Origin of the sequence: Lysinibacillus sp. NPDC093216, from assembly GCF_050280325.1 — a bacterium.
GTDB lineage: Bacteria > Bacillota > Bacilli > Bacillales_A > Planococcaceae > Lysinibacillus.
Map to the genome: position 1 here is coordinate 23,902 of NZ_JBNNVB010000016.1, position 25,828 is coordinate 49,729.

Below are 25,828 nucleotides of genomic sequence, written 5' to 3' on the forward strand. Positions count from 1 at the left end.
ACTATATATAAGAAAATATAATGTATGAATGAATCCGGGATGCTTTTGATATGAGTGTATGGCCACCGGGATACCGAAGAACGGCTAATTGAACGGCGAACCCTAAACGGTTTTCTTCTCTCCTTCGTTTATTTATAATTTCTAAATCTCGTTTGGAAAAAGTGTAGTAGGTTCCTAGCACCACCTCTCGTAATTTTCATAAAGTATCATCTCATTTCTGTAATTATTCAGTTAATTAGCTCAATTATATATCAATAGAGTGTACTCTATTGATACAAGTGTAGGAGACTGATAAAAACATAGTTAAGAGCGTCTCATAAGACTTGTCTCAAAAATGAGATGATATTTTGCGAAAAATCGGTTATATACGTGTCAGTTCAACTAGCCAGAATCCTTCAAGGCAATTTCAGCAACTGAACGAAATCGGAATGGATATTATTTTTGAAGAAAAAGTTTACGGAGCAACAAAAGATCGTGAGCAACTTCAAAAAATGTTAGAGGATATACAAGAAGGTGACATCATTTATGTTACGGACTTAACTCGGATTACTCGTAGTACACAAGATTTATTTGAATTAATCGATAACATACGGAGTAAAAAGGCAAATTTAAAATCCTTAAAAGATACATGGCTAGATTTATCAGAAGATAATCCCTACAGCCAATTCTTAATTACGGTTATGGCGGGCGTAAACCAATTAGAACGTGATTTTATCCGTATGCGGCAGCGTGAAGGGATTGAACTGGCTAAGAAAGAAGGAAAGTTTAAAGGTCGGTTAAAGAAGTACCATAAAAATCATGCAGGAATGAATTATGCAGTAAAGCTTTATAAAGAGGGAGATATGACTGTAAATCAAATTTGTGAAATTACTAATGTGTCTAGGGACTCATTATATAGAAAGCTATCGGAAAGGAACAGTTGATGAGTTATACCAAAAATCGGAAATATATAATAGAAAATAAATTTCATATAGAGGTGGAATTATATGCCTAAAATTGACAATATGTTAGCAATTCTATGGATGCTTCGTTCAGGTGAAAAAATTACTGCAAAACAAATTTCAGAAAAGTTAGAGATGAATATAAGGACTGTGTATCGTTATATTGATACAATTTCAACAAGTGGTGTACCTATAATTTCAGAACCAGGACATAACGGTGGATACACTTTATTGAACAATTTTATTGAGGCTCCTCTTTTTTTTGATTTTGAGGAGCAAACTTCACTATTTCACGCTGCTGTTTTTGCAGAAGAAGCCGGATATTATGGTGGTGAAGCACTAAATAGGGCTATTTCAAAACTAAGTAAATACTCAAATCAAGAGCAGGAAACAAAGATAAACCAACATGTAACTAGTCTTGAAGTAATAAGTCGATTAAGTTCACTCTCTATGGAACCTTTTTTGAAGGAGTTGGAGCAGGCCGTAGCTGACGGGTACTCAGTAAAAATTCTTTACCATAAAAGTGGCGAAAAGCAATTAAATTATAGATTGGTCGATCCGTACAGAATTATCTATTGGAATAATAAGTGGTATGTGATTGGATTTTGTCATCTTAGGAATGATATCCGTAGTTTTAGAGTAGATCGAATTGAAAGTCTAATGCTAACTGAAAATAAGTTTAACCGGCCAGAAAATTTTTCAGCACGTGACTTTTTTATAAAAAATCTTCTTCCAACTATAGAAGATAAGGAAGGGATTATTTCTTTGGTTATTAATGGGGATAAAAGTGTATTGGCTGATATTTGCCAACATTGGTTTTTAGGACATTATTTACAAGAACGGACTTCAAATCAAGCAGTTTTTCTTCTTGAAAAAGATATGATACATACATATGTACCTTATTTACTTTTACCGTACAATAAATCTATTAAAGTTATTGAGCCAATAAGTCTTAAGAAAAGACTTATTGAAGTTCTGTCGGAATTAATAAAATTTCATCAAGTATGATAACTTCCCTGACGTTAACTGTCAGGGAAGTTATCTTATAATATCTATATCAATTGTGATTGGAGTGTTATTGGATGCAAACAAAAAAAGTTTTTCTATATGTATTTAATACAATGTCGGACTGGGAATATGGATATTTAATTGCTGAACTAAACTCAGGAAGATATTTCAAAAAAGATTTAGCACCTTTAAAAGTAATTACAGTAGGAGCTAATAAAGAAATGATTACTACTATGGGAGGACTGAGCATAAAACCAGATATTTCCCTTGATGAATGTACTCTTGAGAGTAAAGATCTTTTAATTTTGCCAGGAGGGACTACTTGGAGTGAAGAAATTCATCAACCTATCTTGGAAAGAATTGGCCAAGCTTTAAAGATTGGCACTATTGTTGCTGCAATTTGTGGTGCAACTGATGCCCTAGCGAATATGGGATACTTAGATACTAGAAAGCATACAAGTAATAACTTAGAATATACTAAAATGGTATGTCCTAACTATAAAGGAGAAAAGTTCTATGAGTTGGGATCTGCGGTATCTGATGCGAATTTAGTTACTGCATCAGGAATAGCTCCTCTGGAATTTGCAATGGAGGTACTAAAAAAAATAGATGTATTTACACCAGATGCATTACATTCATGGTATAACCTAAATAAGACTCATAAACCTGAATACTTCTTCCAGTTAATGGATTCAATAAATAAATGAATGAAGTAACTGAAAAGCTCAATTTCTCTATTTTGATTTGTAGAGAAGTTGGGCTTTTTAATTTGGAATTTCCTTATCGTTGTAAATCCGCATTTTCCTGACGCTACCCCAGTAAGCAAAAGAGCTACTTATACAACTTAATAATCTTTAACTACAGCACTCCTTAGCTTAACAAGTGTAAAACCTTATTTCACCATAAATATATTCAGTATTCCGATTTGTACTTCGCAAAAAAAGGAAATAACAAAAACAAAAACAAAAAAACACCAGATAAAATCATTATCGAAAAAGTATAAGAAATGGAAGACGATAATTGAGTTAATATGATAAAGCCAAGTAACCACAATGGTAGAACTGATAACAAAGACAATATAATTCTTGAAAAGAATATTATCCTATGCTCCGTACCACATTGATTGCATTGAATAGGACTGTATGCTAAAAAAAGAGATTTTATGATTTTGCTCCATTTAAATTGAGTATTGCATTTATCGCATTTCTGTAAACTCATATATTCATCTCCTCCTATGCAAGAATCATTGCAACTATGAAAGATACTCAAAAATCTTCAAGTAAAGTACCCAGTTAGTCTAGTAATTTCTATCCGAAATTCCTATCCAAAAACAGAAGAAAAAAACTGCCTGCGCAAAGATAAAGTGCAACTTGAGTTATGACGTAGATCGAAAATTCAAGCAAAGTTAATTTTCTTTCTCTCCTAATTTTCTTAAAGTGTCTATAGTAATAGACTGAACATAGGAGTAATATTATTCCTGATACTTGGTTTATATTTTCCAATACACTAACCAAAAAATCATCTCCTCGCATTAAATCTCCTGAGAATAGTTGCATCCTTCTTATCTGCCCTGCTGTTAGTTGGAGAAGAAAAAGATTGGATCTACTCTGTAAACCCTCAATAGTTTAGCAACTCGCTTTACGCATCCTAATTTTTTAGTGTTTATAAAAAATGCTGTTCCTATTATAAATATGCCTAAACAAAGGAACATAGCAATCCATGAATATTCATCATCAAATATTGTTGTGATAACCAAAATAATAAACATAATTAGTACAAGGGTTACATATAAGCCTTAATGTATTTCATAAGTTATACCTTCGCCTTAATAGCAGTTCTTATTAAAACACAAAAACGCCCGCACTTATTCAACTAAACTGCCTGGAAATTTTGCAATTACACTTTAATAAAGAATCCATTTGAAGGATATTCCGCAAGAGAAAAGAACAGTAAATACGAGTTGTTAATTTGGTCTAAGGCAACTTATTTTTATGCTCTAAATTTATTTAGTATTGGTAAAAAAGGTTGTTGTAGACCCACTCGATATTCGTCTGATATCATAGTTGAGTATTAATTGAATGAAGTAGGTTAAGGGTATTTGAGGAGAATTTCTTCCCTCAGTTTTTTAGTTTTAAAACTCTTAATCGGAGGAGAAATAAATGGTTAGTGAAAGAGAACAAATTAGCAAAAAAGTTGCATGGATTGCACTTGTATCCAACCTAATTCTAATGATAGGTAAAATCTTCTTTGGCCTTTTTGGAAGTAGTGAGGCTGTATTTGCAGACGGCATCCACTCTGGGGCAGATGTAGTAGCTTCGATTGCTGTGCTAGCGGTTGTAGGTATCTCTAATAAACCACCTGATAAGGATCATCCCTTTGGGCATGGGAAGGCAGAGGTGATTAGTGAAGCGATCGTTGGAATTATTTTAATATTAGTTTCACTATATATATTCGTTGAAGCAATTTTAGCATTTTTTGATGAACCCGGTGTACCACAGTACAGTGCATTGATTGTAGCTATAATTTCTTACATAGCAAAAGAAATATTATATAGATACTCCATAAAACAGGGGAAAAAGTGGAATAGTAAGGCTATAATAGCGATTGCTTATGATCATAAAGGTGATATTATTGCTTCCCTTGCAGCATTTATAGGAGTCCTTTTAGCGATTATAGGAAATGCAATTGGATGGACATATTTGTTATACGCGGACGCAATCGCAAGTGCTTTAGTAGCTTATTTTATTTTTAGAATCGCAATGGAATTAGTTAAACCTTCTGTTGATATTTTAATGGAAAAAAGCGTGGGTCAGTATCTTTTAGACAGTTATGAAGCGACTATTCATGAATTTTATCAAGTAAAACGAATAGACAAAATCCGTGCAAGAGAACACGGTCACTATAAGATTCTAGACGTTCGTCTTTCACTTAATCATGATTTAACAATTAAACAAGGCCATGATATAGCTCGTGATATAAAAAATGAAATATTAAATAAATACCCCGATGTAGGGGAAGTCCTTATTCATGTAAATCCTTACTATATAGAATAGAACTTAATCAAAAGAAACTTACAAAAAACCTCACTTTCTTCAATGAAGTGAGGCTTTTTTGTGAATAAAGATAAATTCTAAATTATTTGAAGTTGTATTGACTAGGATAAAAGGTAGAAAAGGGCTTGTGTGTATTGATTTATGATACCGTTACTACCGTCTTGCCTGAATTAAGGTAAACCAATCATTTCCATTATACTTTCCGGAAACTCTATATATTGGCTGATAGAAGTCTTTCGTATCGTACATATATGAAAGCTCGATTAATTCTATTTCAAATTGATCTCCTTGTTTTATAACAAGATCTTCCTCATTCACCAGTGCATTATATTTTATTTGGGGAAATTCCCCATTTTTTATTCGCTCATACACTTCCGCAGGAGACAGTATGTTCACTTCTCGTTTAAATTGATTCTTATGTAAATTATATGCTAATGAAGAAACACTGCCATCTTGTTTAAGATCAAGCATTATATCTCCTGTCCAATAATCAGTATTTAAATAAGTACTATCCTGAAGATTCCATTCAAATTCTCCAGTATCCAATACCGTCATTTCAGCATCTTGAGGTAGTATGGCAAATTCGTCCATCATTGCCTTTGCCTTGTCAACCATTGACTCTTTCCCTGAAAAAGAAGTTTGCCCTGGCGTATTATTATTCTCTTTTAATGACCAGTCTCCCTCTGAACCTATAAACAACGTGTATTGGGACCCTGCTTTGTTTTCCAATAGAATCTCACGATCACCTCTATAGACATGTTCATTCAACTTTGATAATCCTAATTTCTGTTGCAATAGGGCTTCAACTCCATCATTTTTAATGGTTTTCCTATATACTGGGGCAACTGTAGGTAATGAGCTTAATTCCAGTGAAGTTGATACATGCACATCTGACATATTCGATTTTGTATAGGCGTTTATCGCTAGATGACCAAACTCCTGTTGGGCGTAGACAATATTCATCCCAACAAAAATCAAACCCATCAATAGAGGTATGGCAAGGTTTCCGATTAGACTTTTTATTTTTACTTTTTTGTGATGCGCAACGGAAGCCCCTAGTCTGTATAACTGGTATCCAATAATACCACCAAGTGAGTTGTTCATTAAATCATCAAGCTCAAAAATCCCGGCTCCTGAAAGTGTCTGATACGTTTCTATAGATAATGTAGCACTTATAACTACAAGAAGAAGCCACTTAATTTTTTTGAATTTAGAGTTCAATAAAGGTAAAAAAACACCTAGCGGAACAAACATTAAGATATTAAAAATACAATTTTGAAGATCACGTAAAGAGTATTTTTTCCACGCATCAATATAACCACTAAACGGCTGAAGGTTCATCTGCAGGTAATGGGAAGTGCCACGATCAAAAATAGTTAACTCAAACACAAAAATAATATACCCGATAAAGATTGCACCAAGAACAAGCTTCTTTATATGAATCTGTTTTTTTCGATTTGACGGCTGTTTTCTATAATAAAAGAAATAATATAGTGCGATAAGTATAAACTCTATTCCAATAATCATTAATACCGGCAACATAAAATACCGAACATTACTAAAAATTTCTGTCATTCCCAAGATGAGACTCTCCTAACTTATTTATTTTGATATTTTGCGTTCTACAAGAAAAAAGAGACCATTTTATATTTCATTACTATTAATTCCTTTGGCTTAATTTTAGGTAATATTGTCGACCTTTGTTATTGTAAATGGAAATTATTAATAATTAGGTAGGTTATTTATGAAGAATTTCTTAAGAACTTGCTATGCTTTGGACATTTGGGGAAGTGGTAGAAAAAGAATAACCACTCTAAATTCACGGAGGGAGCGACTATCACTGCAAGCAGTATCAGCTGCAAAGTGCTATAAATAATCTGTTTGCGGAAGGTATGAAGTATATCCTGTACAAATTCATATTCGAACGGTTGAACAATTTATTGGTCATATCTGGTTGTTTGCATATTGACAAAAAAAGTTAAGGCGTGGTTTAATTTAATTATTAAATAATTATTTAAATGTTTAAATCGTATAAGAAAGGGAGGTGATAATATGACGTTAAATCTTACATTCAAAGCACTCTCCGACCCAACCCGACGCAAAATTCTTGATCTACTCATGGATAAGGATTTAACGGCTGGGGAAATTGCCGATCATTTTCAGATGACAAAGCCTGCAATCTCTCATCATCTTAGCTTGCTCAAGCAAGGTGGATTGGTATGGGACGAAAGGCAAGGGCAGCATGTTGTTTACTCCATCAATACGTCTGTATTACAGGAAGTAATGAAGTGGTTTATGCAATTCAATAAAAGCAAGGGAAAGGGAGAGGAAAATTTATGAAAAAGTATTTGTTTTCGTTGTTAATTTTCATTATAGCTGTGATAGCAAGTATATGGAGCTACCCACAGCTTCCTGAAAATATTATTTCCGCTTCAAAGTATCAAAGTGATTCTAACGCTACTCCCAGAGAGTTTATTGTAAGCATGATTCCCGTAATGATGATTCTTATGTTTGTCTGCATGGCATTGATACAGAGGCTTGGATTGAATAAAAAAAGCCCGCGCTCTGTTGAACCGGTTAATGCGATTCTGAACGGCGTTATTCTTATCCTTCTGCCAGTTCACGGTCTGGTATTGGCCTATGGCATGGGTAATCCTTTTAACGTGGATATTATTGCTCCTCTAGTTACAGGTGCTGTGTTCATTGTGATTGGTAATTTTATTCCGAGAATGAGAGGGAATATAGGCTCCAGCCTGGCTACTTCCGTATACGATACCAATACTGGGATCGAAATTCGTAAGTCTCACCTTTTCATGGGTCGGGTATATGTAGCAGGCGGCTTCATCATGCTGGTTAGCACACTCGTGCCTGGCGGCGCCTCTTTACCGGTCTTTATTACTCTGTTGCTGCTTACTGTAATGATCTCTCTCATTGGGTATTACAAGTTGCTACGGGGATAAAGAAACCTGCTCTGTGATTATGTAAAAAGATCATGCCTTGAGTTATTTTAAAGTGTACCCTGCAGAGTAGACACAAAAAAAAGTCTACCTGCAGGGTATATTTTTGTATGAATTAGAAACACAACTAGAGGAATACAATTGGGAATGGAAAGCTATGAGGAGAAAGATTAATGCCTCATTAGGTCGGTCAACAAGATTGGTTTTAAAGTTCATTCTCTTTTTATTGAGTACATTCCGCTTTAAGTTGTAACTATTCAGTAAAGGACACGCCATAAATAAAAGGTAGCGTATGATTCCCAGTTTTTCCATGGCAACGATATTTCTAAGATTTCTTCTTTTGTAGGCTTTCGGTTCAAATTACGTAATATTTTTATCGAATTAATAAGACCCACATCATCGATAGGAAAAGCTGTCTGGAACCTGAGGCAGCGCATTAGAACATAATTGGCTGTCCAAGGACCGATTCCTCGTATTTTAATCAAGTTTTTTTCAGCATCTTTAAAGTTCATTGTCATTAATTTTTCCTTTGATAATTCTCCACTTGCCATTAATTTGGCGATTCCAATGATATATTCACTTTTCTTTACAGTCATTTTAATATGTGCTAGGTCGGGAGGTGTTAACTGTGCAATTCGTTCGTACGATGGGAACACCCAATACTTTTTGCCATTCCATTCGATAGAATCGCCAAATCCTTCTACAAATTGCTTCTTTAAGGAGTACGCGAAGGCTAAGTTAATTTGTTGCCCTAAAACTCCCCAACATAAAGCTTCAAATAAATCAGGAATGCCGACAACTCGCAATCCATAAAATTTTCGGGCAGGCATTTTAAGTAAGGGGTCTGCTTTGGCCATTTCATAAAACGGCGTTAAATCGTTATCAAGATCAAACCACTCATGAATATATTTTACAATCGCTTCCCGTTGCCACTTTTCAATAGGTCTAGAATCATTTAGGAATTGAACAACCATTTGTTTATTATTGATTACGCTTACCTGTACTAAAGAACGAATTTCCCCAATTGCTATAACTTTTGTAATGATATCGTTCTCTATTTCATACATGCATTCATTTTTTTCCCTTGTTAGATAGCCAAGGTTTGCATTCATGTCGAAAGTATCAGGTAATGTAATGACAATATCATCATTGATTTCATGCCATGTCATTTTTTCGTTCTCCTAACCTTATTATGATTTTCTAATGTAATTTTACTTTATCACATAATAATCTCTACTAATTTTGTTATCTTGCTATTACATTCTAAACACCTTATTTTTTTCTATTTATGAGGTTATAGTGTTAGTTATCAAGAATGCTAAATAGGAGTGGATAAAGATGGTCCAAGATATAAAAACACGTGTCGAAAACTTAAATTGGGATTCCATTCAAAATGAATTAGATGAGCAAGGATTTGCAAAGCTTCCAGCGATTTTAACAAAAGAGGAATGTGAATTCTTCATAGAATCGTATTGTGAGGAAGAGTCATACAGAACGACCATCAATATGACGAGATATCGCTTTGGGAATGGAGAGTACAAATATTTTTCCTATCCATTACCTGAAATCATCCAACGTTTAAGAGAGTCCTTCTATTTAGAATTGGCCAAAACAGCCAATCGATGGTTAGGTTATTTAAAGAAAACCGAACAGTTTCCAGATCATCTTCAAGATTTTCTGAACACCTGTGAAGAATATGAACAAACTAGACCGACACCTTTAATATTAAAGTATGAAACAGGCGGGTTTAATTGTTTGCATCAAGATTTATATGGCGATATATTTTTCCCGTTTCAAGTAGTATTTGTATTAAATCAACGGGATAAAGATTTTTGTGGTGGAGAATCTCTATTAGTGGAACAAATTCCTCGTGCTCAGAGTAGGGGACATGTCATTACTTTGGAACAAGGCAGTGCGCTGGTCTTTCCTACGAACCATAGACCTGTTCTAGGGAAAAAAGGATATTATAAAAATACGGTTCGTCACGGAGTAAGCACGATTACTTCTGGAGAACGATACGGTCTTGGAATCATTTTTCACGATTCTAAATAAAGTGAAACTTTGATCAGTGGGGGGTCTCTTCATCCCCCACTGATCATTAGTTAAACCAATCGGGCTTTTACGGGCTGTTCATCTCCCACCTAAACTTCTCCGATTTCTCTATGTTTTGAGGTGGGAGTCTTACAGCCCGTTAATGCGGGATAAAAATTAAACTTCAATATCTTGCTATTTCATACCCAGAATTGTACATTCTGAATTCATAGGAAGTATATTGTAAGGAGAGGTGAGATAAATGCCGGATAGTATCAATAACGGACATATAGAGAGACATGATTATCGAATTTCAAATGATGTAGAAATGATAACAGATGAAAAGTGGCAAGCAATACTAAATAATGATGCAGCGTACAATAATCAATTTTTCTACGCTGTAAAGTCGACAGGGATATTTTGTAAACCATCCTGTAAATCCCGCGTTCCGAAAAAAGAAAATGTATGTATTTTTTCAAACGCAGAACAAGCCCTCCGCGCAAATTTTCGCCCTTGTAAACGTTGCAAGCCCACTAATGAAAATCTGCCTGATAGCGAGTGGGTTAATTTAATTACTGAATACATTGATAAAAATTTCACAGAAAAATTAACGCTAGAATCGTTAGCAACTATTTGTCACGGGAGTCCGTATCATATGCATCGAACATTTAAAAAGATTAAAGGTATTACGCCGGTTGAATATATACAACAAGTTAGAGTACACGCGGCTAAAAAGTATTTGATTCAGACAAATAAAGCGATTGGAGATATCGCCATATGTGTAGGTATAGCTAACGCGCCATATTTTATTACTTTATTTAAAAAGAAAACTGGACAGACACCAGCACAATTTCGTCAAATGAGTAAAATGGAGGAAAAGTACAATGGAAACAAAGAATAAACCAACCCTTTATTGGTCTTTACTAAAGTTTAAGGATTGGAATTTTTATATTGCTTCAACTTCAAAGGGGCTTGTGTTTGTAGGTTCACAGAACAAACCATTCGAGGAATTGTTCGAATGGGCTAAGAAACGCTTTCCAGGAAGTCCTCTTGTTGAAGATGATAAAAAGCTTGAACCCTATGTCGTTGAAATCACTCAGTATCTAGAAGGAGAACGGAAAGCTTTTACTGTTCCATTTGAGTACGTAGGTTCGCAATTTCAGCTAGCAGTCTGGAATGCACTTTGTGAAATTCCTTATGGACAGATGAAATCCTATTCCGACATTGCAAATGATATAAATAAACCAGCAGCTGTTCGTGCTGTAGGAGCGGCTATTGGGGCTAATCCGGTATTAATTACTATACCGTGCCATCGTGTAATAGGAAAGAATGGCTCATTAACTGGCTATCGGGGAGGTTTAGAAATGAAGACACGGCTACTGGATCTAGAAAAGCGAGCTTCATCTAGCAATGGGTAATTATTGACGCACAATGAATGGAGGTTCCGTCATGAACAGTGAAATATTCTATAAAAATCCGAAAACCATTTTGAATAAAGGGACTGGCTTTCTTTCCGGATATACTCATTCACTAAATCCTTATACAGGCTGTTCATTTGGGTGTTCCTATTGTTATGTACGTGAAATGCCTGTATCTCTTTTTCGAGAAGGAGAATGGGGAAATTGGGTCGATGTTAAAAACGGAGCTGCAAATTTATTAAAAAAGGAGCTCCATCGCGCCAAAACCAAAGGGAATGTAACTATTTTTATGTCATCAAGTACTGACCCGTATCAACCAATAGAGCATAAGGAAAAAGTGACGCGATCTTTACTAGAAGTTATGGTAGAAAATCCCCCTGACTTCCTATTTGTACAGACGAGAAGCCCACTCGTAAGTCGAGATATCGATTTGCTGCAACATTTTAAAGATAAAGTTCGGGTAAGTATGACAGTAGAGACCGATAGAGAAGATATTCGCAAGCATTTTACGCCCTATGCTCCGCCTATTCCAGCAAGGCTTAAAACACTCCAACTGCTTGCTGAATTCGGTATTCCTACACAGGTTGCCATCGCACCCGTTTTACCAAGTAGCGAGAGATTTGCAGAAATATTGCGTCCCTTAGTTAACCGAGTATGTATCGACGATTATTTTATGGGGGACGGCAGTGGTGGTAAACGCACACACAAGATGGGCTTACAAGCGTTATATAGAAATCTGGAAATGGAAGAATGGTATCATCCATCCGTCTATCAAATGGTTTATAAACGAATGCGGCAGTATTTTTCGGAAGATGAACTTTTTATTAGCCAGAAGGGTTTCGAACCCTAGCGTTATAAATAGTAATTTTGGTATGAGGGGGAATTGAAGTGATATATATAATTAGAGACAATCGATGACAAAAATCCAGACACAAGGTAATTAACGAACTATCGCGTGTGAAACTAATATAATCGAAAGACGGGCTACACCCTGCATAGGCTTTCTCGTTCGGAAAATCTGTAATAATATAGCCATTATTTAAGTAAAGATGCCGTGGGGGATCCTCATGAAACGATTAAAGTATTAATGACGCACTTTTTAAGAAACTTCAACTAGGAACCTTCAACAAGCTTAAATTATCCTTAGCTACCACAGTTAACAACTATTCATTATCAACCTAAATTATCCCACGCATTTTAACGGTTACGATAATTTTCATAAGAGCTAACTACCCGTAATTGGGTAATTAGCTCTTATTTAAAGGGAATAAATCAATATAATCGAAAAGAATCAATTGCTTTCTTTTTCTGTTCGTACTCAACATGTGAATAGACTTGCGTTGATGTAATACTTTCATGGCCGAGTAATTCTTGTAGTATTCGTAAATCAACGTATTCTTTATTTTGGTGTAATATCAATGTTGCACAAGTATGCCTTAAGTGATGTAGCGTGAAGCGGGTAGGTGGAAGGTCTACCTTTTTCGACGCATCTTTAAAGATAACATGTAAACCCCGCGGATCTAATGCTTGACGATATTTATTTAGGAAAACAGGTTCTGATATGCTCTTAAAGAAGCTTTGTAGAATACCAGAAGCGGGATGAAGGGGCAATATACATTCTTTTTCCCTTTTCCATCAATTCGAATCGTTTCATTAACCCAATCAACTTGTTCCCAGGTTAATGAAACTAGTTCAGATCGCCTCAGACCTGTTGCTGCTAACAATTTAAACATTAAGAAAAACGTGATTAGTTGCGTTCTAAATAGTTAAATAGCTGTTGTAGATCCATCAAGGTCATATAGATTGCAAGTCGAAAAGTATAGATAGTATGGGTAGTTGACGAAGCATTCTTTCACACAATAATTTTAGTATACATAATATAAATATCTTGGTCATAACCTTCTAATTTTCGGATGGTTTCGTTCAAAAGGGGGATTATTCGAATATAATGTGCTAATACATTAGCAAACATTGTGTTAACTTTCTGTTTTGAGATTTTAAATGAGGTATGCATGACATATAAATAAAGAAATGTAGTTATTCAGTACATTTAAAGCTATCTGAAATATAAATTTTTACAGTAAGTAGAACGAAAGAGAACATTCAGTTGACCTTATTGCAAAGCTGCTTTTCATACAGCATAGAGCCAGTAATAGTACTTATTTCTCCCATCTGGAAGGGTGATGGCCAATTATGAATAGACATTCTTTTGGAGTAGACATTAAGAAAATTATATTGCTCGTTGGATGTCTTGTAATAATGATGATACTTGGTGCTTGTACAAATGAAAAAACAAGTCAGTCAGAATTTAAAAAACAATATTTTGAAGGAAAAAGTGATAATTGGTATGTAAAAATGGTAAGCGAAATGGATAGCAACAGGCGTTATATTATTTCTTATATTGGGGAAGAGAATAAACCATTAAATTTTAAATATGAAATATATGAATCTTCACACAACCCAACATTTGGCGATGGCGAATTTAAAAACCAAGAGGAATTTGAAATTCATGTAAACTGCGGTGGACCGTGTGATGCCCTTCCTAATAGCGTACCTATTCAAATTAAATGGGAAGGAGAAGAAGAAAAAGTAGTAATTCGTAATAAAAAATAGAATGTTGTCGGTAACATCGTTCGATCCTGAATTTTTTGAATTATTTAGTAAACATTACATCAAATCTCGGCAAAAACACAAGTTGGACTAATCTACCAATCTGATGGAGGAAATATCTACAAGTGTATGTACAACTGCATTATCAGTATTTAATTGACCCTAAGTTAATTCAACAAGCTCCGAACGCCGCTTACCTGTAGTTGCTAGCAACTAATCATAGCCATATTCCTAGGTGCTAAACGGCCTTCAGCTCGCTCTAAATTAGCTCATAATGATTCCTACTATCGCTAAACAAGAGATGGCCATTCGAATGATGTTACATTTGCTAGGTCTATGATTAAAATAGCAATCATGTGAACATTTAAAATAGTAAAGCCAATGATATTTTTCTCTTAAACTTATACTAAATTCCCTCCAAATATGTACTCCAATGCAATTGAGGTGGTTTTGCTTATTCGTAAAAACCTTGACGGAAAAAGAGTATCCCAAGGAAAAGCTGTGGTCGTCTTTTCCTTGGGATTTTGTATATGTTAATGGCGCAAGAAGTGAATATTAATGAAACTAATATGGGGTGGGGAAGCCATTATCAATTACGCCAAGGCGAAATTGATAAACTTAAATCATCTTTTTCAGAACTGAATATAAAAACTCAGCATCTTTTCCTACTCCACAAATAAGTGCTGATCCTCTTTGATGTTGCCACGGTAATCCTATATAATATAACCCTTGTATTGGACTTACACCTCTTTTATGAAGAGGAAAACCTTTTGCATCTGAAACTCCCTCTATGTCGATCCATTTGTAGTCAGGAACAAATCCTGTTGACCAAATAATATTTTGCACGTTTTTTTTGCTATGATCGCTAAAAGTTATCTCTCTTCCTTGTGTTTGTATGACTCTTGGTTTAATATTAATTTTTTCTTTACGAATCAGATGCTTTAATTCAAGGCTAAAAATAGGATCACTTTGTTTTCGGAACCATGATCCGCGCCTTGTATCAGTTCCTGCATATAAGAGACCAATCTTTTCTAACCAGTAAAAAATGCTTTTGCCTATAATACTAAGTGGTAAAAGTTTAAATGAATGGCTAATAGCAATGGTTACTTCACGATTTTCTGCGAGTTCAGTCGCAATTTGCGTACCAGAATTTCCTCCTCCAATCACTAGAACTGGACCATCTGGAATCATCTCCGGTGATTGATACTGGGAAGAATGAATTTGAAACACCTCTTGTGAAAGACTTTGGGAAATTGAAGGAATGAACGGTTTCTGAAAAGCACCAGATGCGATAATAACATGTTTGGAATGAAATATCCCCTTATCAGTAGTGACTTCAAATGTATTCTTTATTTTTTGTACTTTATGTACAGTTGTCTCCATTTTCACCGGTAACAAAAAACGGTTAGCATATGCTTCAAGATAATCCGCGATTTCATCTTTTGTAGGCAATGCGTTTTTATCTCCTTCTAATCTCATCCCTGGCAGTGAACTATACGATTTAGGTGTAAACAGGACCAAGGAATCATACCTTTTTCTCCATGAATCTCCAAGTCTTTTTTCTCCATCAAGTATTACAAAATTAGAGCCTCCTTGTTGCAAATAATACCCCATACTTAATCCAGCTTGCCCAGCACCAATCACAATAACATCTAACATTTCTTTATCCCACTTCCTATTTTAAATTAATATATGTTCATATATTCATATAATAACGTCATTATAACAACTCCTTCTCACACGTCAAGTAGTTTTCATCAATTATGATCAGAGTTTTTTAAATGTTTTAACACATATTAGGGACAAGTTAATGTATAAGAATGTTGCTGTATTTAATAGGTGACAGCATAAACTGCCTACTTTTTTGAAATAATTTTGATACATATATTAGTTCTATCTAATATGAATTGGAGGAGAATTTATGACACATAATTCTATCGATTTAAAAATTAAACTAATACATGATTTTCAAATAAGGTACGACTTCAAATTTTAGAATGTATTAAAGATAGGGAAAAAACCGCTTCGCAGATAAAGGCAATCATTCAAATATTTCGCAACACATAGCTTGGAGTCGAAACGAAGGAAATACTGTTATTATAGCTTGAGAAATGAGCGCATTCGAGAGTTACTTGAAATGTTTAATATCGTATTAGAAGATGTTTAATCTGATGTTGCATGTTGTGCTAAACATATAGATTAGAGGGATAGGGATGGCAGATAAATATTGTAATTCAAATAATCATGCTGATAAAAATAATCAAGAAATAAAGAGGTGTTGTGATAGTTCAAAATCAAGATTCCTGCAATACCCCTGTAGAAGCACCGACTACTTCACCAACCGTCGCTAAACAAATGTTTATTCCACTCGAAGATAATTTAGCAAACCGTATCAACCCAAAACATATAGAGACTGATAAATATCAAATGTATTATTGGATTTTTGGAATGGGCTGTACGGTATGCAGCAGAAGTTGTACTGCCATGACTTGAGAGAACAACCTTTACTTAGTGGTATAAGCATCTATGAAATTAAACAAACGACTTCTGTTCGTTAAGGAAAGGAATCGACTTTTTTAGAGGGACAGCCGAGATACATGTAATTAGGATCATAGTCTAGATTTTATTCCTATCAGTACAGTTTTAAAAAAACAGATCAAAATCTTTATATATATGCGTCAGTTTGTAGCATAGATAAATAATGTAGTATCTGCTGCTTACTGTAGGCAACATGTATATTATTTCTTTCTAGTTTGCTAGCCATAATACTTCCCTCAAAAATTGCAACAATAAAGGAGGCAACCGCCTTTGTATCGATATTAGGCTTTAACTCTCCGTTTTGAATACCTTCTTCGATAATCTCTTCAATCATTTCGAGATATGTATGGAAAACACGAAGTGCCTTTTCTCTTAATTGTGGATTGGTATCATCACTGTCTACGGCAGTATTCAGCAACGGACATCCCCCTTTTATTGGTGGATTATTTATTACATCTTCATATACATTAAAAAAAGCACCGATTTTTTCTGATACTGTATTAGTTTCGTGTAATGCTTCAGAAAAATGTTGTGAGACAGTATCAATAGCGTAATCAAACGCCTCAAAAGCAATCTCATCTTTACTTTTGAAATTGCGGTAAATTCCCCCTTTTTGCAGTCCTGTAGCCTCCATAATGTCATTCATTGAACAGCCAGCATACCCTTTCTGATTAAATAATTCTGCCGATTTTAGGATGATGTGCTTTCGTGTTTGTTCACCTTTTCGCATGATATCCTCCATTACTTATTATTGTTGAGAATTTGTAACATGTATTAGTTGTACATTAACATATAGTAAGTTATATTAAAAGAGACTGAATGGTCTCTTTATGAAATTCACTAATAGGAGCTGGTATTAGAAATACTATTTGATTAACATATAACTTTCTTACAATATCATCGATACATATCATGAAATTAATATGAAAAACAAATTTAATTAAACTAAGGAGAAATCATTATGAAAATCGCAATTATGCTTTTCGATGGAATCACAGCATTAGATGCAATTGGTCCATACGAGGTATTTGCTGCTTCAATGAACTATGAAGTGAAGTTTGTCGCTAAGAAAAAAGGGTTAATTAAACTGGACTCAAATATGGGTTATTTGCATGCAGATTACAGTTTTTCTGAAGTTACTTCAACTGATATTCTTGTTGTTCCAGGTTGCAGTCCGCCAAATTATAGAGCTCCAATGAATGACAAAGAAACGTTAAATTGGATTCGCCAAATACATGAAACTTCAAAATGGACTACGTCAGTTTGTAACGGATCTTTGATTTTGAGCGCCGCAGGCTTGTTAAATGGAACCAAAGCAACTGGTCATTGGGGATCCTTCGACCTGCTCAAATCACTTGGAACCATTCCAACCGATGAGAGAGTGGTTCGTCAGGGCAAAATCGTTACAGCAGCTGGTGTCTCCTCTGGTATTGATATGGCACTCCAATTAATAGCTTGGGAGTTAGGAGAAGATATGAGTAAAGGTGTTCAACTAATTTTGGAATACGATCCTCAACCTCCGTTTGACGCGGGTTCACCAAAGAAAGCACCTACTTTATTGGTAGAACAAATAAGAGGAATGTTACAAGAGTTTGCAAAACGGGAGCCCGATGTATAAATCACAGATAAATCAGTACCTTCTAAATAGTAGTATGAGGGGGGGATTGAGGTAAAAGGTATCTGATCATGACCACTTTCAAGTATTAATGTGAGTTAAGTCTTCAATATTATTAATTTTTGCTATAGTTTTAAAGATTAAGTATACCGGAATTGGTATGACCGAAGAAGTACAAATCGGATCTTTGAACAATTTTATAAAAGTGACCGCTCAAGTAATCGACAGAAAAAAGGTAACAGCTAGGACAGTCTATTGTCCAAAAAATCGTAGAATTACCATGGGAAAATATCTTTCTCAACCTAGTGAAGGTATGATTTTTACGGTCGCTCTTACAAATGGAGAGGAAGTAACAAATGAGAAGTAGACAAGGTTTAGTCATTAGTCTATCTGTTATTGCTGTGATGTGGATTTTGCATACAGCATCTAAGAATTTTATGGTCGACCCGACCTTCTCGACATTGCTTTTGAACAAGGAAGTAGAACTTCCAAATGTAGATTTATGGGCCGTTACGATTCAACTGCATATTGTCTTAGCAATTATTACTTTGATTACCGGTTCATTAGGTCTTTCGGAAAGTATTAGAAAGAAGAGGCCTGTGCTACACCGGTGGAATGGCCGCATCTATGTAGTAGCAATTGTATTCAATATAATTCCAGGTTATTATGTATCGTTTTATGCAAATGGGGGAGTGTGGAGTGTCATTGGCTTTTTAATCTTAAATACACTCTGGTTGCTTACGACGATAAATGGTTATCGTTTTATACGAAAAGGGCAAGTGAGACAACATCGAAATTGGGTACTAAGAAGCTTCTTTTTAACGTTTGCTAATTTAACGATTTACTTAATTATGGCGATTTTTCATTATGGTGTTGGTCTTCAATATGGTTTGTCTTATACGTTTGCAGTTTGGTCGGCCTTTATTCTTAATTTATTATTGGCAGAGCTAGTCATAAGAAAATCGAGCATCTAAGTCGTCCATTACTTATTATTAGAGTGCATCTCTCTAATTGTAAGTGCTTTATTCTAGTATTAATGAAAATTGTGAACTAGTTTAAGAAGGAAAGAATCAAAAAGCTCAGAGGAATATCCTCTAATTGTTTTTTCGAGTTATTTACATATCTTAATAGAATGTTAACTTGTGGTCGGCATCTTAAACTAAAGAGCGTTTCTGTAATAAACAGGAACGCTTTTTTAAAAGGACTAAAGTTATTTGAAAAACTGTATACCTTCAAGGGATATACTGTTTAAGTAAATGCTTATTCAAAAAAAGGGCTAAATTTTAGAATAGTGAAGGGCACCACATAAGGAGATGAGAATTAAAGAAGTAGGCAAAATAAAATGGCAAGATCGATTTATTAGGATATCTTTATTAGTTTAAAGGGTGCATTAGTTGCATAATTAAAAAAATTCCATTTTGAGGATAAACATATAAATCTAAAATGGAACAATTTATTATTTATACACCCCACATTTAAATAGATTTTTGTCTTGTATCCTCATCTATTATATAGAATTGTCCATTTTTCATAAATGAAATTAGTGAGACAAAGAATAGTAGTCACCATTTTATTGAGATCCAATTTTGAACGGCAAACATTTTGCGATTTTTCATTCAATGAAGGATGGGGATTATTCTCGATATGATATAGAAGTATGTCAACCAATAATAGTAGAAGAGGAATTAAAAGATACTAGAATAAAATTTTTTGAGGAAACAAATTATATCTATACAATACATATAGGTAATTATGACAATATTAATTATGCCTATAATGCCTTATATGACTGGGCTCATTCAAATGGATATCTTTTAGAGGGTCCTTTTATAGAAAAATATTATACAGATGAGTTTATTACATTAGATAGCGATAAATATGTCACTGAAGTAGGTATAGCTATAAAAATTGCTAATTTGAAGGATAGTTGTTGCTTATGATAGACGTGGTGAAGAAGTTTGTTGGCGTAACATCACGACCGTCTTGTATTGGCTGTCCATATTTTTTATCCAGAAAAGACTTGAGCTTCACATTGTGTGAAGCTTTATATTAATACTGATTCGTTCTAGGTGTCTTTTTAGAGTGAATTCCAGAAAAAATGCTTAGTTGATAAAATTCAAAGAATTGGAGTGCATGATTAAATAATTACAATTTTGATGCAAATGTTTACTAGAATTAGGTGAAGGACCTATGAAAAGAAGTTAGAAAAAAGGATTAGAAAGCAATAGAGAAAATATGGTATTTTGAATAAAATTTTAACTATAGGGGGCAATATGCATGTCTTTATTTTCACAAACGATAACTGACTATTGGAAGTCGCAATTTTTAAACGGAGACGTTATCTACAATGATGAAATCTTTACGGTCACCATTAACCCTGATCTGAGCGAAGACAGTCGGATCATGGTGCTGGAAACTACTGACGGCCGGATTTTGGCAGTCTTGTCGCCTGAGATGGCCGAAAAGTTAGACCTTACTAAAGGACAAGAACTGTCTGAGCTGATCTTCCGCCAGAAATTAAATGAAGCAGGAGTCACATTGCATGGCGCAGATTATCTTTTTTATTTTTCAGAAGGAGAAAAGAATGTCTTGCTGCAAGAAAGCCTAGGAGGTACATTGCGTCAATTAAAAGAGCAAGATGGTGCGATTTTCTCAGAGTTCGAGTCTTCCGCTACTGAACAAGACTTAGATGATGCTTATGTCGAGTTGGATCACTGGGCGGTATTCGGCTCTTTTGAGCAAAATCGCCTAGTATGCGCTGCCAGCATGTATCCTTGGGAAGAAGATGTGCAAATTGCGGATCTCGGCGTACTGACTCTGACACATTTTAGAGGAAAAGGTCATGCTCGCAAAGTGGTACGTTCAATCTGCAAGTACGCCTTTGAGCAGGGGTACGAACCACAGTATAGATGCCAGCTCGATAACGAAGCCTCTACATTCCTAGCTAAAGCAGCTGGTTTGACGCTGCTTGGAAAGTGGGATGTGATTTCCCCTGACTGCACTGTCGGAGAGTCCGAGTAGGATTGAAATATAAATTATTAAAAATTGGGATGAAGATGATTCAAAAGAATTTATCCGTGAATGGGAACCTAATTATGATTAAAAATTATATTTCTCAGCTATTATTCAAGCCTTACCAAAAAGAAATAGTTGTTGATGGATAAGATCAATCTCAGTTGGATAAAATATTTGTGAACTTAAAAAGTTCAAATTTCAAGGATTGGGGGACTATATATGTCATCTGAAATGGGAGAAATACATCGTACTGGTCAAGACATTAACGACGAAATAGTACATTTTGGTGGGCAAGCTGAGAGTATTTTTAGTTCATTGGCTGAACAAGGTCGACTTTCAATACAAAAGAAAGCAGACGAATTAGCTGCACAGTATCTTGAAAGTAATCCTAATCCAGACTATTATGATTGTGTTGAAATTGTAGCAGAGGGAGTTTTGACAGCAGGGAAAGAAATAAAGGCTAGCAGTGGTTCTTGGGGAGAATCAGTAGAAACAGCACTTGGTGCTGGTGTTGAAATTCCAGCAGCAAAAATAGCTTGTAAAAGAATAACGATGTTGTCTTAACATTAATTTTTGAAAAAGCGTAGGCGTAAAAAGCTTATGCTTTTTGATATTTATTGATTTCTTTTATCCTCTCCTCAATAGTAATTTTAGTTGTCTGGACATTCTTGGCCATATACAAAAGTACAGATATTATGGGGAATTGACGTATTTAAGCCCTCCTTCACGCCAAATAATTTTAGTTTACATAATATAGATACCTAATTATCGAAAGCTTCCTATAATTTATCGTTCAAAAGGGAATTATTCGTTTAAATAATACCAATTATCGTTTAATCTAGATTCTCCTTAAGACGAATAAAATATTCACCGTAACAATTAATTGCACTTCCAATTGTTAGACAAAAATGTAACCTAAGCCAGCAGATGCAGCAAGAACGCTAGAAGAGTTAGGTATAAAGGTAAGGATCAAGGATTGTATCGCAGAAGTAAAATTTAATGGCAATCAATATTTTTTCTTATCGGAAATAATTGGAGGTGATTTTGGAACTGGGCAAGATAAAGAGTACACTGACAAAAACAAAGATAGAGGAACTTATTTACCAATATAGGTAGAGGTCGAAAAAATGTTGACGATCGATGTTAAGCCGAAAGAAGTTGCTTTAAAGATTCATTCTTTATTCAAGTAGAAAACTACCTGATGCAGTGTAATGTTACTAAACAATACGAGAAAAGAAATTATAAATCACTGAGTTAAGTTGACCCTGAATGAGGGAGGATGTGACGGTCAACCAACGCCACAACCGAATAAGTACGTGCGATACACTTTGTCCAAGTAGAGATTACTTATACATAAAAACGTAGCGTCGTCACACGCTACAGCAAACTATTGAACATTATTAGGATTTAATTAACATCCATTGTAAAACAAACTCTTTGGAGAATTTTATTTTTTTGAACTACTTGATTTATTACTTTTTTCGGGAATACTTCGTTATTACTTAATATGTGAGCTAATAAGAATAAGTGTAATTCCTGTAAATAGGCAAATGATTCTCGCCACTGGAATTTTATCAGCTAGTCCAAATAATGCAATTGCTGTCGTTACGATTAAAACTGTTGGACCAACCAAAGCAAGCATTGTATTAATATAGAATGCTTTTTCTAAATTATTCAACTTTAGCATCAACAATCCAGCACTTACTTCAATACTTCCAGACAATACACGTAAAATAACCATAGCAAGAACCGATTTTTCAATAATTGTCATCATCCTATCTTTATAGAAAATTTCCGCTTATAATATAATCCCATCATTAGGATAATAATAGACTTCTGTTTTAATGAAATACTAAAATCAATATATGTATGATTCGTATCAAATATTCTTGTTATATTATGCTATATAGTGTTTATTTAATAGGTGACTTTCTAGTTAAAAGTTCAAATAATTTATTAATTGAATCAGTTTCATAAGTCCAATTTTTGTTTTTGAAAGGAAATAGTATAGGTGCATTGTTTATGATCTTGCAAAATCTAATAGAAGACTAAAGTGAAACCGAAAAATACGCTTAGTATTAAATATTGAAGAAATTAGGAAAAGCTTTAGTCTATAGTTGTAGAAAATCAAGGAGGTATTCACCCTAAATTATGTCAAATCGAGAAACATGGAAGGCTTTTATTGTGCGCTGTGAGAGTGATCGAGATGGGTAACTGTACGTGATACTGAATCTCGATTCGTCTCATAGCGTTATTTTTAATGTACATGTCTAAAATTTCTTGGCTCAATAATTTAAAAAAACTAGAAGTTCTTGTCCATACACAAACAATAGGAAAGCCTCCACTTCTTTTGTTTTAGTTTACATAAAATAAATAGTTTATTCATAATTTTTTAACGGTTGAACTACAAATTGCAGCAATTGCTGAAGATGATCAAGAGATTATGGCCATTCAGCATACGAAATATCCCGGTATTTGGCTTGCAATTTCATCCCGAATCAATCGGTACAAAAGAGGGAGACTTAATGATTCAAATATTTTAGATTCTTATTGTAAAGAAGGAGTTTAATAATAGATGTAAAACACCCTTATCTATATTTAGATAAGAGTGTTTTACGTTTGTAAGATACCAAGGTTTAAACTATTTATTTAAATTCAAAGCATTAGTTATTTGTTCTTCAATTTGAGTAACAGTTGTTAAACCTTCCAACGTTGCTTCTTCAATCGTTCTTGGTGCGAGACAATCACCAATTTGAGCTACATAAGGAGCCATGTTCTTTATTGTCTCAAACAGTTCTGTGTTTGGTATTCTTCCAACAGCTAAAATAACATGATCAGCATTTATTAATCTTTTCTCATGTGTAAATAGATTACGCATGTAAATTCCATCTTTCGAGATTCCACCAAAATCGTGATGTGTAATCATTTCGATATTTGCCTCGTATAAGTACTTCATATATTCATTTCGTAAATACTGATGTACATCTTCTGCAATATATAAACGCGCAGTAACAAGTGTTACTTGACAACCCTTTTCTGCTAAATAAAGGCTTGCCTCTAGCGCAGCCCAATCTCCTTTAAAATCAAATACTACTGCCTTTTCGTTCTTTTTAAAAATGTTTTTCTTAAATACATAATCAATTAATATCACTCTCTCATCCATTACTCCTTCGACATTAGGAATATAAGGTCGTGAACCAACTGCACAAATAATTGCATCCGCCTTAAAATCTTCAATTTCCTTTGGAGACAACTTTGTATTAAGCTTTAGTTGGATATTGGTCAATGCCAGTTGGCGTGAAAAATTATCGAGCATCGCTGAAGCCATTTCATTTCGTTGTGGGGCAAGTAGCATCAAATTAAGCGACCCACCAATACGATCCGATTGATCCACCACTGTTACATCATAACCCATAGTATCCGCAGTTATGGCTGCCTCAAGTCCACCAGGTCCAGCACCAATAATTAGTACTTTTCTAGAAGGGTTATTTTGCTGAAGAACGCGCTCAAAGAATACTTCGTTACCTACTTGTGGATTTTGAACACAACCAATTGGTAAATCTTTATGATAATGTCCAATGCATGCTTGTAGACAACCAATGCAAGCATTTATCATTTGATGTTCACCATTTTTTGCCTTATTTGGCATATCAGGATCGACAATAGTAGCACGTGTCATTCCAACCATATCCGCTCGACCACTACTAATAATTTTTTCACCTTGAATCGGGTCGACAATTCGTGAACCAACGAACACAGGGACTGCTGCTTCTAGACGTATTTTAAAGCTATCAGGGGCCAAGTAAGCCTGTTTCATCGGAGCCGGCGGAACAATGTGAGTAGAACCTGCATAAGTACTGGAATCGCCAGCAGTAATATTAATAAAATCAACACGAACTTTATCCGTCAAATACTCTGCAATTTTAATGGAGTCTTTAATAGTTAATCCATCCATTGTCATCTCATCAGAACTCATTCGAATTCCTACAGTAAAATCTTCGCCAACTTCTTCCCATATTACTTGTATTGTTTCTACTATAAAACGCATACGATTTTCAAAGCTTCCACCATATTCATCGTTGCGTTTATTGGTTTGTTCACTCCAAAATTGTGCAGGTAAATACCCATGGGAACAACAAACCTCAACACCGTGTAGTCCGCCATCCTTTGCATTGCGCGCTGACTTAGCAAAACCTGTGATCACCTCTTGAATTTCTGAGACTGACATTGGCCGTGGCATTGTGCCAAAACGCAGACTTGGGATAGAAGAGGGAGCTAGTGCAGCAGATCGATAATTACTGGACACAATTTCACGTCCACCGTGAAAAAGTTGTGCAAACACTTTCGTATCATATGGAGAAACTTTCTCTATCAACTTACGATAGATTTCTTTAATACTAGGATCAAAAGCAGCAATTGTATGTGTCGTTAAAAGACCAGACGAATGCACTGCACCAGCTTCTAAAATAATCAAACCAAGACCACCTCTTGCACGAGTAACATGATAAGCAATTAAATCATCTGTAGGAATACCGTCCAATACGTGATTTGTTTGATGTGCTGTTGATAAAATACGATTTTTGATTGTCGTATTTCCAATTTCAACAGGTGTAAATAAATATTTAAATACTGACATAGCAAA

Annotated in this window: 26 protein-coding genes and 1 pseudogene; 17 read left to right on the forward strand and 10 right to left on the reverse strand. The window is 34.8% G+C overall.

Annotated elements, in window-relative coordinates:
• Positions 1-64 precede the first annotated feature (64 nt).
• A pseudogene (locus ACQKOG_RS16960) lies at positions 65-169 on the reverse strand (DUF4158 domain-containing protein); the annotation flags it as partial.
• A gap of 178 nt (positions 170-347) precedes the next feature.
• On the opposite strand from ACQKOG_RS16960, the gene ACQKOG_RS16965 reads away from it, so the two are divergent.
• From ACQKOG_RS16965 to ACQKOG_RS16975, 3 genes are all read left to right on the forward strand, one after another.
• Positions 348-923 carry a recombinase family protein gene (locus ACQKOG_RS16965; protein ID WP_427447516.1) on the forward strand — a complete coding sequence of 192 codons (576 nt, stop codon included), beginning with the start codon at positions 348-350 and terminating at the stop codon, positions 921-923.
• Positions 924-986: 63 nt separating this feature from the next.
• Entirely contained in the window at positions 987-1,949 is a 963-nt protein-coding gene (locus ACQKOG_RS16970) for a helix-turn-helix transcriptional regulator (RefSeq protein ID WP_370076345.1), read from the forward strand.
• A gap of 74 nt (positions 1,950-2,023) precedes the next feature.
• Positions 2,024-2,656 carry a type 1 glutamine amidotransferase family protein gene (locus ACQKOG_RS16975; protein WP_427447519.1) on the forward strand — a complete coding sequence of 211 codons (633 nt, stop codon included), beginning with the start codon at positions 2,024-2,026 and terminating at the stop codon, positions 2,654-2,656.
• A gap of 205 nt (positions 2,657-2,861) precedes the next feature.
• Here ACQKOG_RS16975 and ACQKOG_RS16980 read toward each other — a convergent pair whose 3' ends face one another.
• Positions 2,862-3,167, reverse strand: a complete 306-nt coding sequence (locus tag ACQKOG_RS16980; RefSeq protein WP_402874283.1) for a TIGR04104 family putative zinc finger protein — start codon at positions 3,165-3,167, stop codon at positions 2,862-2,864.
• Positions 3,168-4,108: 941 nt separating this feature from the next.
• Between ACQKOG_RS16980 and ACQKOG_RS16985 the strand changes: the two genes are divergently transcribed.
• Positions 4,109-5,002 (forward strand): cation diffusion facilitator family transporter, encoded by an 894-nt coding sequence (locus ACQKOG_RS16985; RefSeq protein ID WP_427447521.1) that lies wholly within the window; start codon positions 4,109-4,111, stop codon positions 5,000-5,002.
• Positions 5,003-5,155: 153 nt separating this feature from the next.
• On the opposite strand, the gene ACQKOG_RS16990 is transcribed toward ACQKOG_RS16985, so the two are convergent.
• Positions 5,156-6,577, reverse strand: coding sequence for a VanZ family protein (locus ACQKOG_RS16990; RefSeq protein ID WP_427447620.1), 1,422 nt, complete (start codon positions 6,575-6,577; stop codon positions 5,156-5,158).
• Between the two features lie 477 nt (positions 6,578-7,054).
• Between ACQKOG_RS16990 and ACQKOG_RS16995 the strand changes: the two genes are divergently transcribed.
• Complete coding sequence (locus tag ACQKOG_RS16995) at positions 7,055-7,342, forward strand: autorepressor SdpR family transcription factor (RefSeq protein WP_370076355.1); 288 nt, start codon at positions 7,055-7,057, stop codon at positions 7,340-7,342.
• The gene (locus ACQKOG_RS17000) at positions 7,339-7,962 is read left to right on the forward strand and encodes a hypothetical protein (protein WP_427447523.1); all 624 of its coding nucleotides are present in this window, start codon (positions 7,339-7,341) and stop codon (positions 7,960-7,962) included. Before ACQKOG_RS16995 ends, ACQKOG_RS17000 begins: the two co-directional genes overlap by 4 nt.
• A 254-nt stretch (positions 7,963-8,216) precedes the next feature.
• Here ACQKOG_RS17000 and ACQKOG_RS17005 read toward each other — a convergent pair whose 3' ends face one another.
• The gene (locus ACQKOG_RS17005; protein ID WP_370076359.1) at positions 8,217-9,128 is read right to left on the reverse strand and encodes a DNA glycosylase; all 912 of its coding nucleotides are present in this window, start codon (positions 9,126-9,128) and stop codon (positions 8,217-8,219) included.
• A gap of 169 nt (positions 9,129-9,297) precedes the next feature.
• Here ACQKOG_RS17005 and ACQKOG_RS17010 point away from each other — a divergent pair, with 169 nt between their 5' ends.
• From ACQKOG_RS17010 to ACQKOG_RS17025, 4 genes are all read left to right on the forward strand, one after another.
• Complete coding sequence (locus tag ACQKOG_RS17010) at positions 9,298-10,011, forward strand: 2OG-Fe(II) oxygenase (protein WP_370076361.1); 714 nt, start codon at positions 9,298-9,300, stop codon at positions 10,009-10,011.
• Between the two features lie 241 nt (positions 10,012-10,252).
• Positions 10,253-10,891, forward strand: a complete 639-nt coding sequence (locus ACQKOG_RS17015; RefSeq protein WP_370076363.1) for a bifunctional transcriptional activator/DNA repair enzyme AdaA — start codon at positions 10,253-10,255, stop codon at positions 10,889-10,891.
• Entirely contained in the window at positions 10,875-11,408 is a 534-nt protein-coding gene (gene adaB, locus ACQKOG_RS17020) for a methylated-DNA--[protein]-cysteine S-methyltransferase (RefSeq protein WP_370076365.1), read from the forward strand. The genes ACQKOG_RS17015 and adaB overlap by 17 nt, the downstream gene beginning before the upstream one ends.
• Positions 11,409-11,439: 31 nt before the next feature.
• Entirely contained in the window at positions 11,440-12,258 is an 819-nt protein-coding gene (locus ACQKOG_RS17025) for an SPL family radical SAM protein (RefSeq protein ID WP_370076367.1), read from the forward strand.
• 422 nt (positions 12,259-12,680) lie between these two features.
• Here ACQKOG_RS17025 and ACQKOG_RS17030 read toward each other — a convergent pair whose 3' ends face one another.
• Complete coding sequence (locus ACQKOG_RS17030; protein WP_370076369.1) at positions 12,681-13,019, reverse strand: tyrosine-type recombinase/integrase; 339 nt, start codon at positions 13,017-13,019, stop codon at positions 12,681-12,683.
• Positions 12,950-13,141, reverse strand: a complete 192-nt coding sequence (locus tag ACQKOG_RS17035; protein WP_370076371.1) for a tyrosine-type recombinase/integrase — start codon at positions 13,139-13,141, stop codon at positions 12,950-12,952. Before ACQKOG_RS17035 ends, ACQKOG_RS17030 begins: the two co-directional genes overlap by 70 nt.
• A 460-nt stretch (positions 13,142-13,601) precedes the next feature.
• On the opposite strand from ACQKOG_RS17035, the gene ACQKOG_RS17040 reads away from it, so the two are divergent.
• Positions 13,602-14,021 carry a hypothetical protein gene (locus ACQKOG_RS17040; protein WP_370076373.1) on the forward strand — a complete coding sequence of 140 codons (420 nt, stop codon included), beginning with the start codon at positions 13,602-13,604 and terminating at the stop codon, positions 14,019-14,021.
• 615 nt (positions 14,022-14,636) lie between these two features.
• Here the strand turns inward: ACQKOG_RS17040 and ACQKOG_RS17045 are convergent.
• Both ACQKOG_RS17045 and ACQKOG_RS17050 read right to left on the reverse strand, forming a co-directional pair.
• A complete protein-coding gene (locus ACQKOG_RS17045) occupies positions 14,637-15,677 on the reverse strand; it encodes a flavin-containing monooxygenase (RefSeq protein WP_427447528.1) in 1,041 nt (346 codons plus the stop codon).
• Positions 15,678-16,683: 1,006 nt separating this feature from the next.
• Positions 16,684-17,286 carry a TetR/AcrR family transcriptional regulator gene (locus ACQKOG_RS17050; protein WP_415730571.1) on the reverse strand — a complete coding sequence of 201 codons (603 nt, stop codon included), beginning with the start codon at positions 17,284-17,286 and terminating at the stop codon, positions 16,684-16,686.
• Positions 17,287-17,517: 231 nt separating this feature from the next.
• Between ACQKOG_RS17050 and ACQKOG_RS17055 the strand changes: the two genes are divergently transcribed.
• From ACQKOG_RS17055 to ACQKOG_RS17075, 5 genes are all read left to right on the forward strand, one after another.
• A complete protein-coding gene (locus ACQKOG_RS17055; protein ID WP_370076377.1) occupies positions 17,518-18,174 on the forward strand; it encodes a DJ-1/PfpI family protein in 657 nt (218 codons plus the stop codon).
• A gap of 353 nt (positions 18,175-18,527) precedes the next feature.
• Positions 18,528-19,145, forward strand: coding sequence for a DUF2306 domain-containing protein (locus ACQKOG_RS17060; protein ID WP_427447531.1), 618 nt, complete (start codon positions 18,528-18,530; stop codon positions 19,143-19,145).
• 612 nt (positions 19,146-19,757) lie between these two features.
• Positions 19,758-20,111 (forward strand): GyrI-like domain-containing protein, encoded by a 354-nt coding sequence (locus ACQKOG_RS17065; protein ID WP_370076381.1) that lies wholly within the window; start codon positions 19,758-19,760, stop codon positions 20,109-20,111.
• Between the two features lie 337 nt (positions 20,112-20,448).
• Positions 20,449-21,192 (forward strand): GNAT family N-acetyltransferase, encoded by a 744-nt coding sequence (locus ACQKOG_RS17070; RefSeq protein ID WP_370076383.1) that lies wholly within the window; start codon positions 20,449-20,451, stop codon positions 21,190-21,192.
• 213 nt (positions 21,193-21,405) lie between these two features.
• Entirely contained in the window at positions 21,406-21,750 is a 345-nt protein-coding gene (locus ACQKOG_RS17075) for a hypothetical protein (protein ID WP_427447534.1), read from the forward strand.
• A gap of 934 nt (positions 21,751-22,684) precedes the next feature.
• On the opposite strand, the gene ACQKOG_RS17080 is transcribed toward ACQKOG_RS17075, so the two are convergent.
• The gene (locus ACQKOG_RS17080) at positions 22,685-22,960 is read right to left on the reverse strand and encodes a YqhV family protein (protein ID WP_068984284.1); all 276 of its coding nucleotides are present in this window, start codon (positions 22,958-22,960) and stop codon (positions 22,685-22,687) included.
• Between the two features lie 655 nt (positions 22,961-23,615).
• Between ACQKOG_RS17080 and ACQKOG_RS17085 the strand changes: the two genes are divergently transcribed.
• The gene (locus ACQKOG_RS17085) at positions 23,616-23,729 is read left to right on the forward strand and encodes a glutamine amidotransferase-related protein (RefSeq protein WP_370076388.1); all 114 of its coding nucleotides are present in this window, start codon (positions 23,616-23,618) and stop codon (positions 23,727-23,729) included.
• A gap of 98 nt (positions 23,730-23,827) precedes the next feature.
• Here the strand turns inward: ACQKOG_RS17085 and ACQKOG_RS17090 are convergent, their stop codons facing one another.
• Positions 23,828-25,822: an FAD-dependent oxidoreductase gene (locus ACQKOG_RS17090; RefSeq protein WP_427447536.1), complete on the reverse strand. Its 1,995-nt coding sequence runs from the start codon at positions 25,820-25,822 to the stop codon at positions 23,828-23,830.
• Between the last annotated feature and the right edge of the window lie 6 nt (positions 25,823-25,828).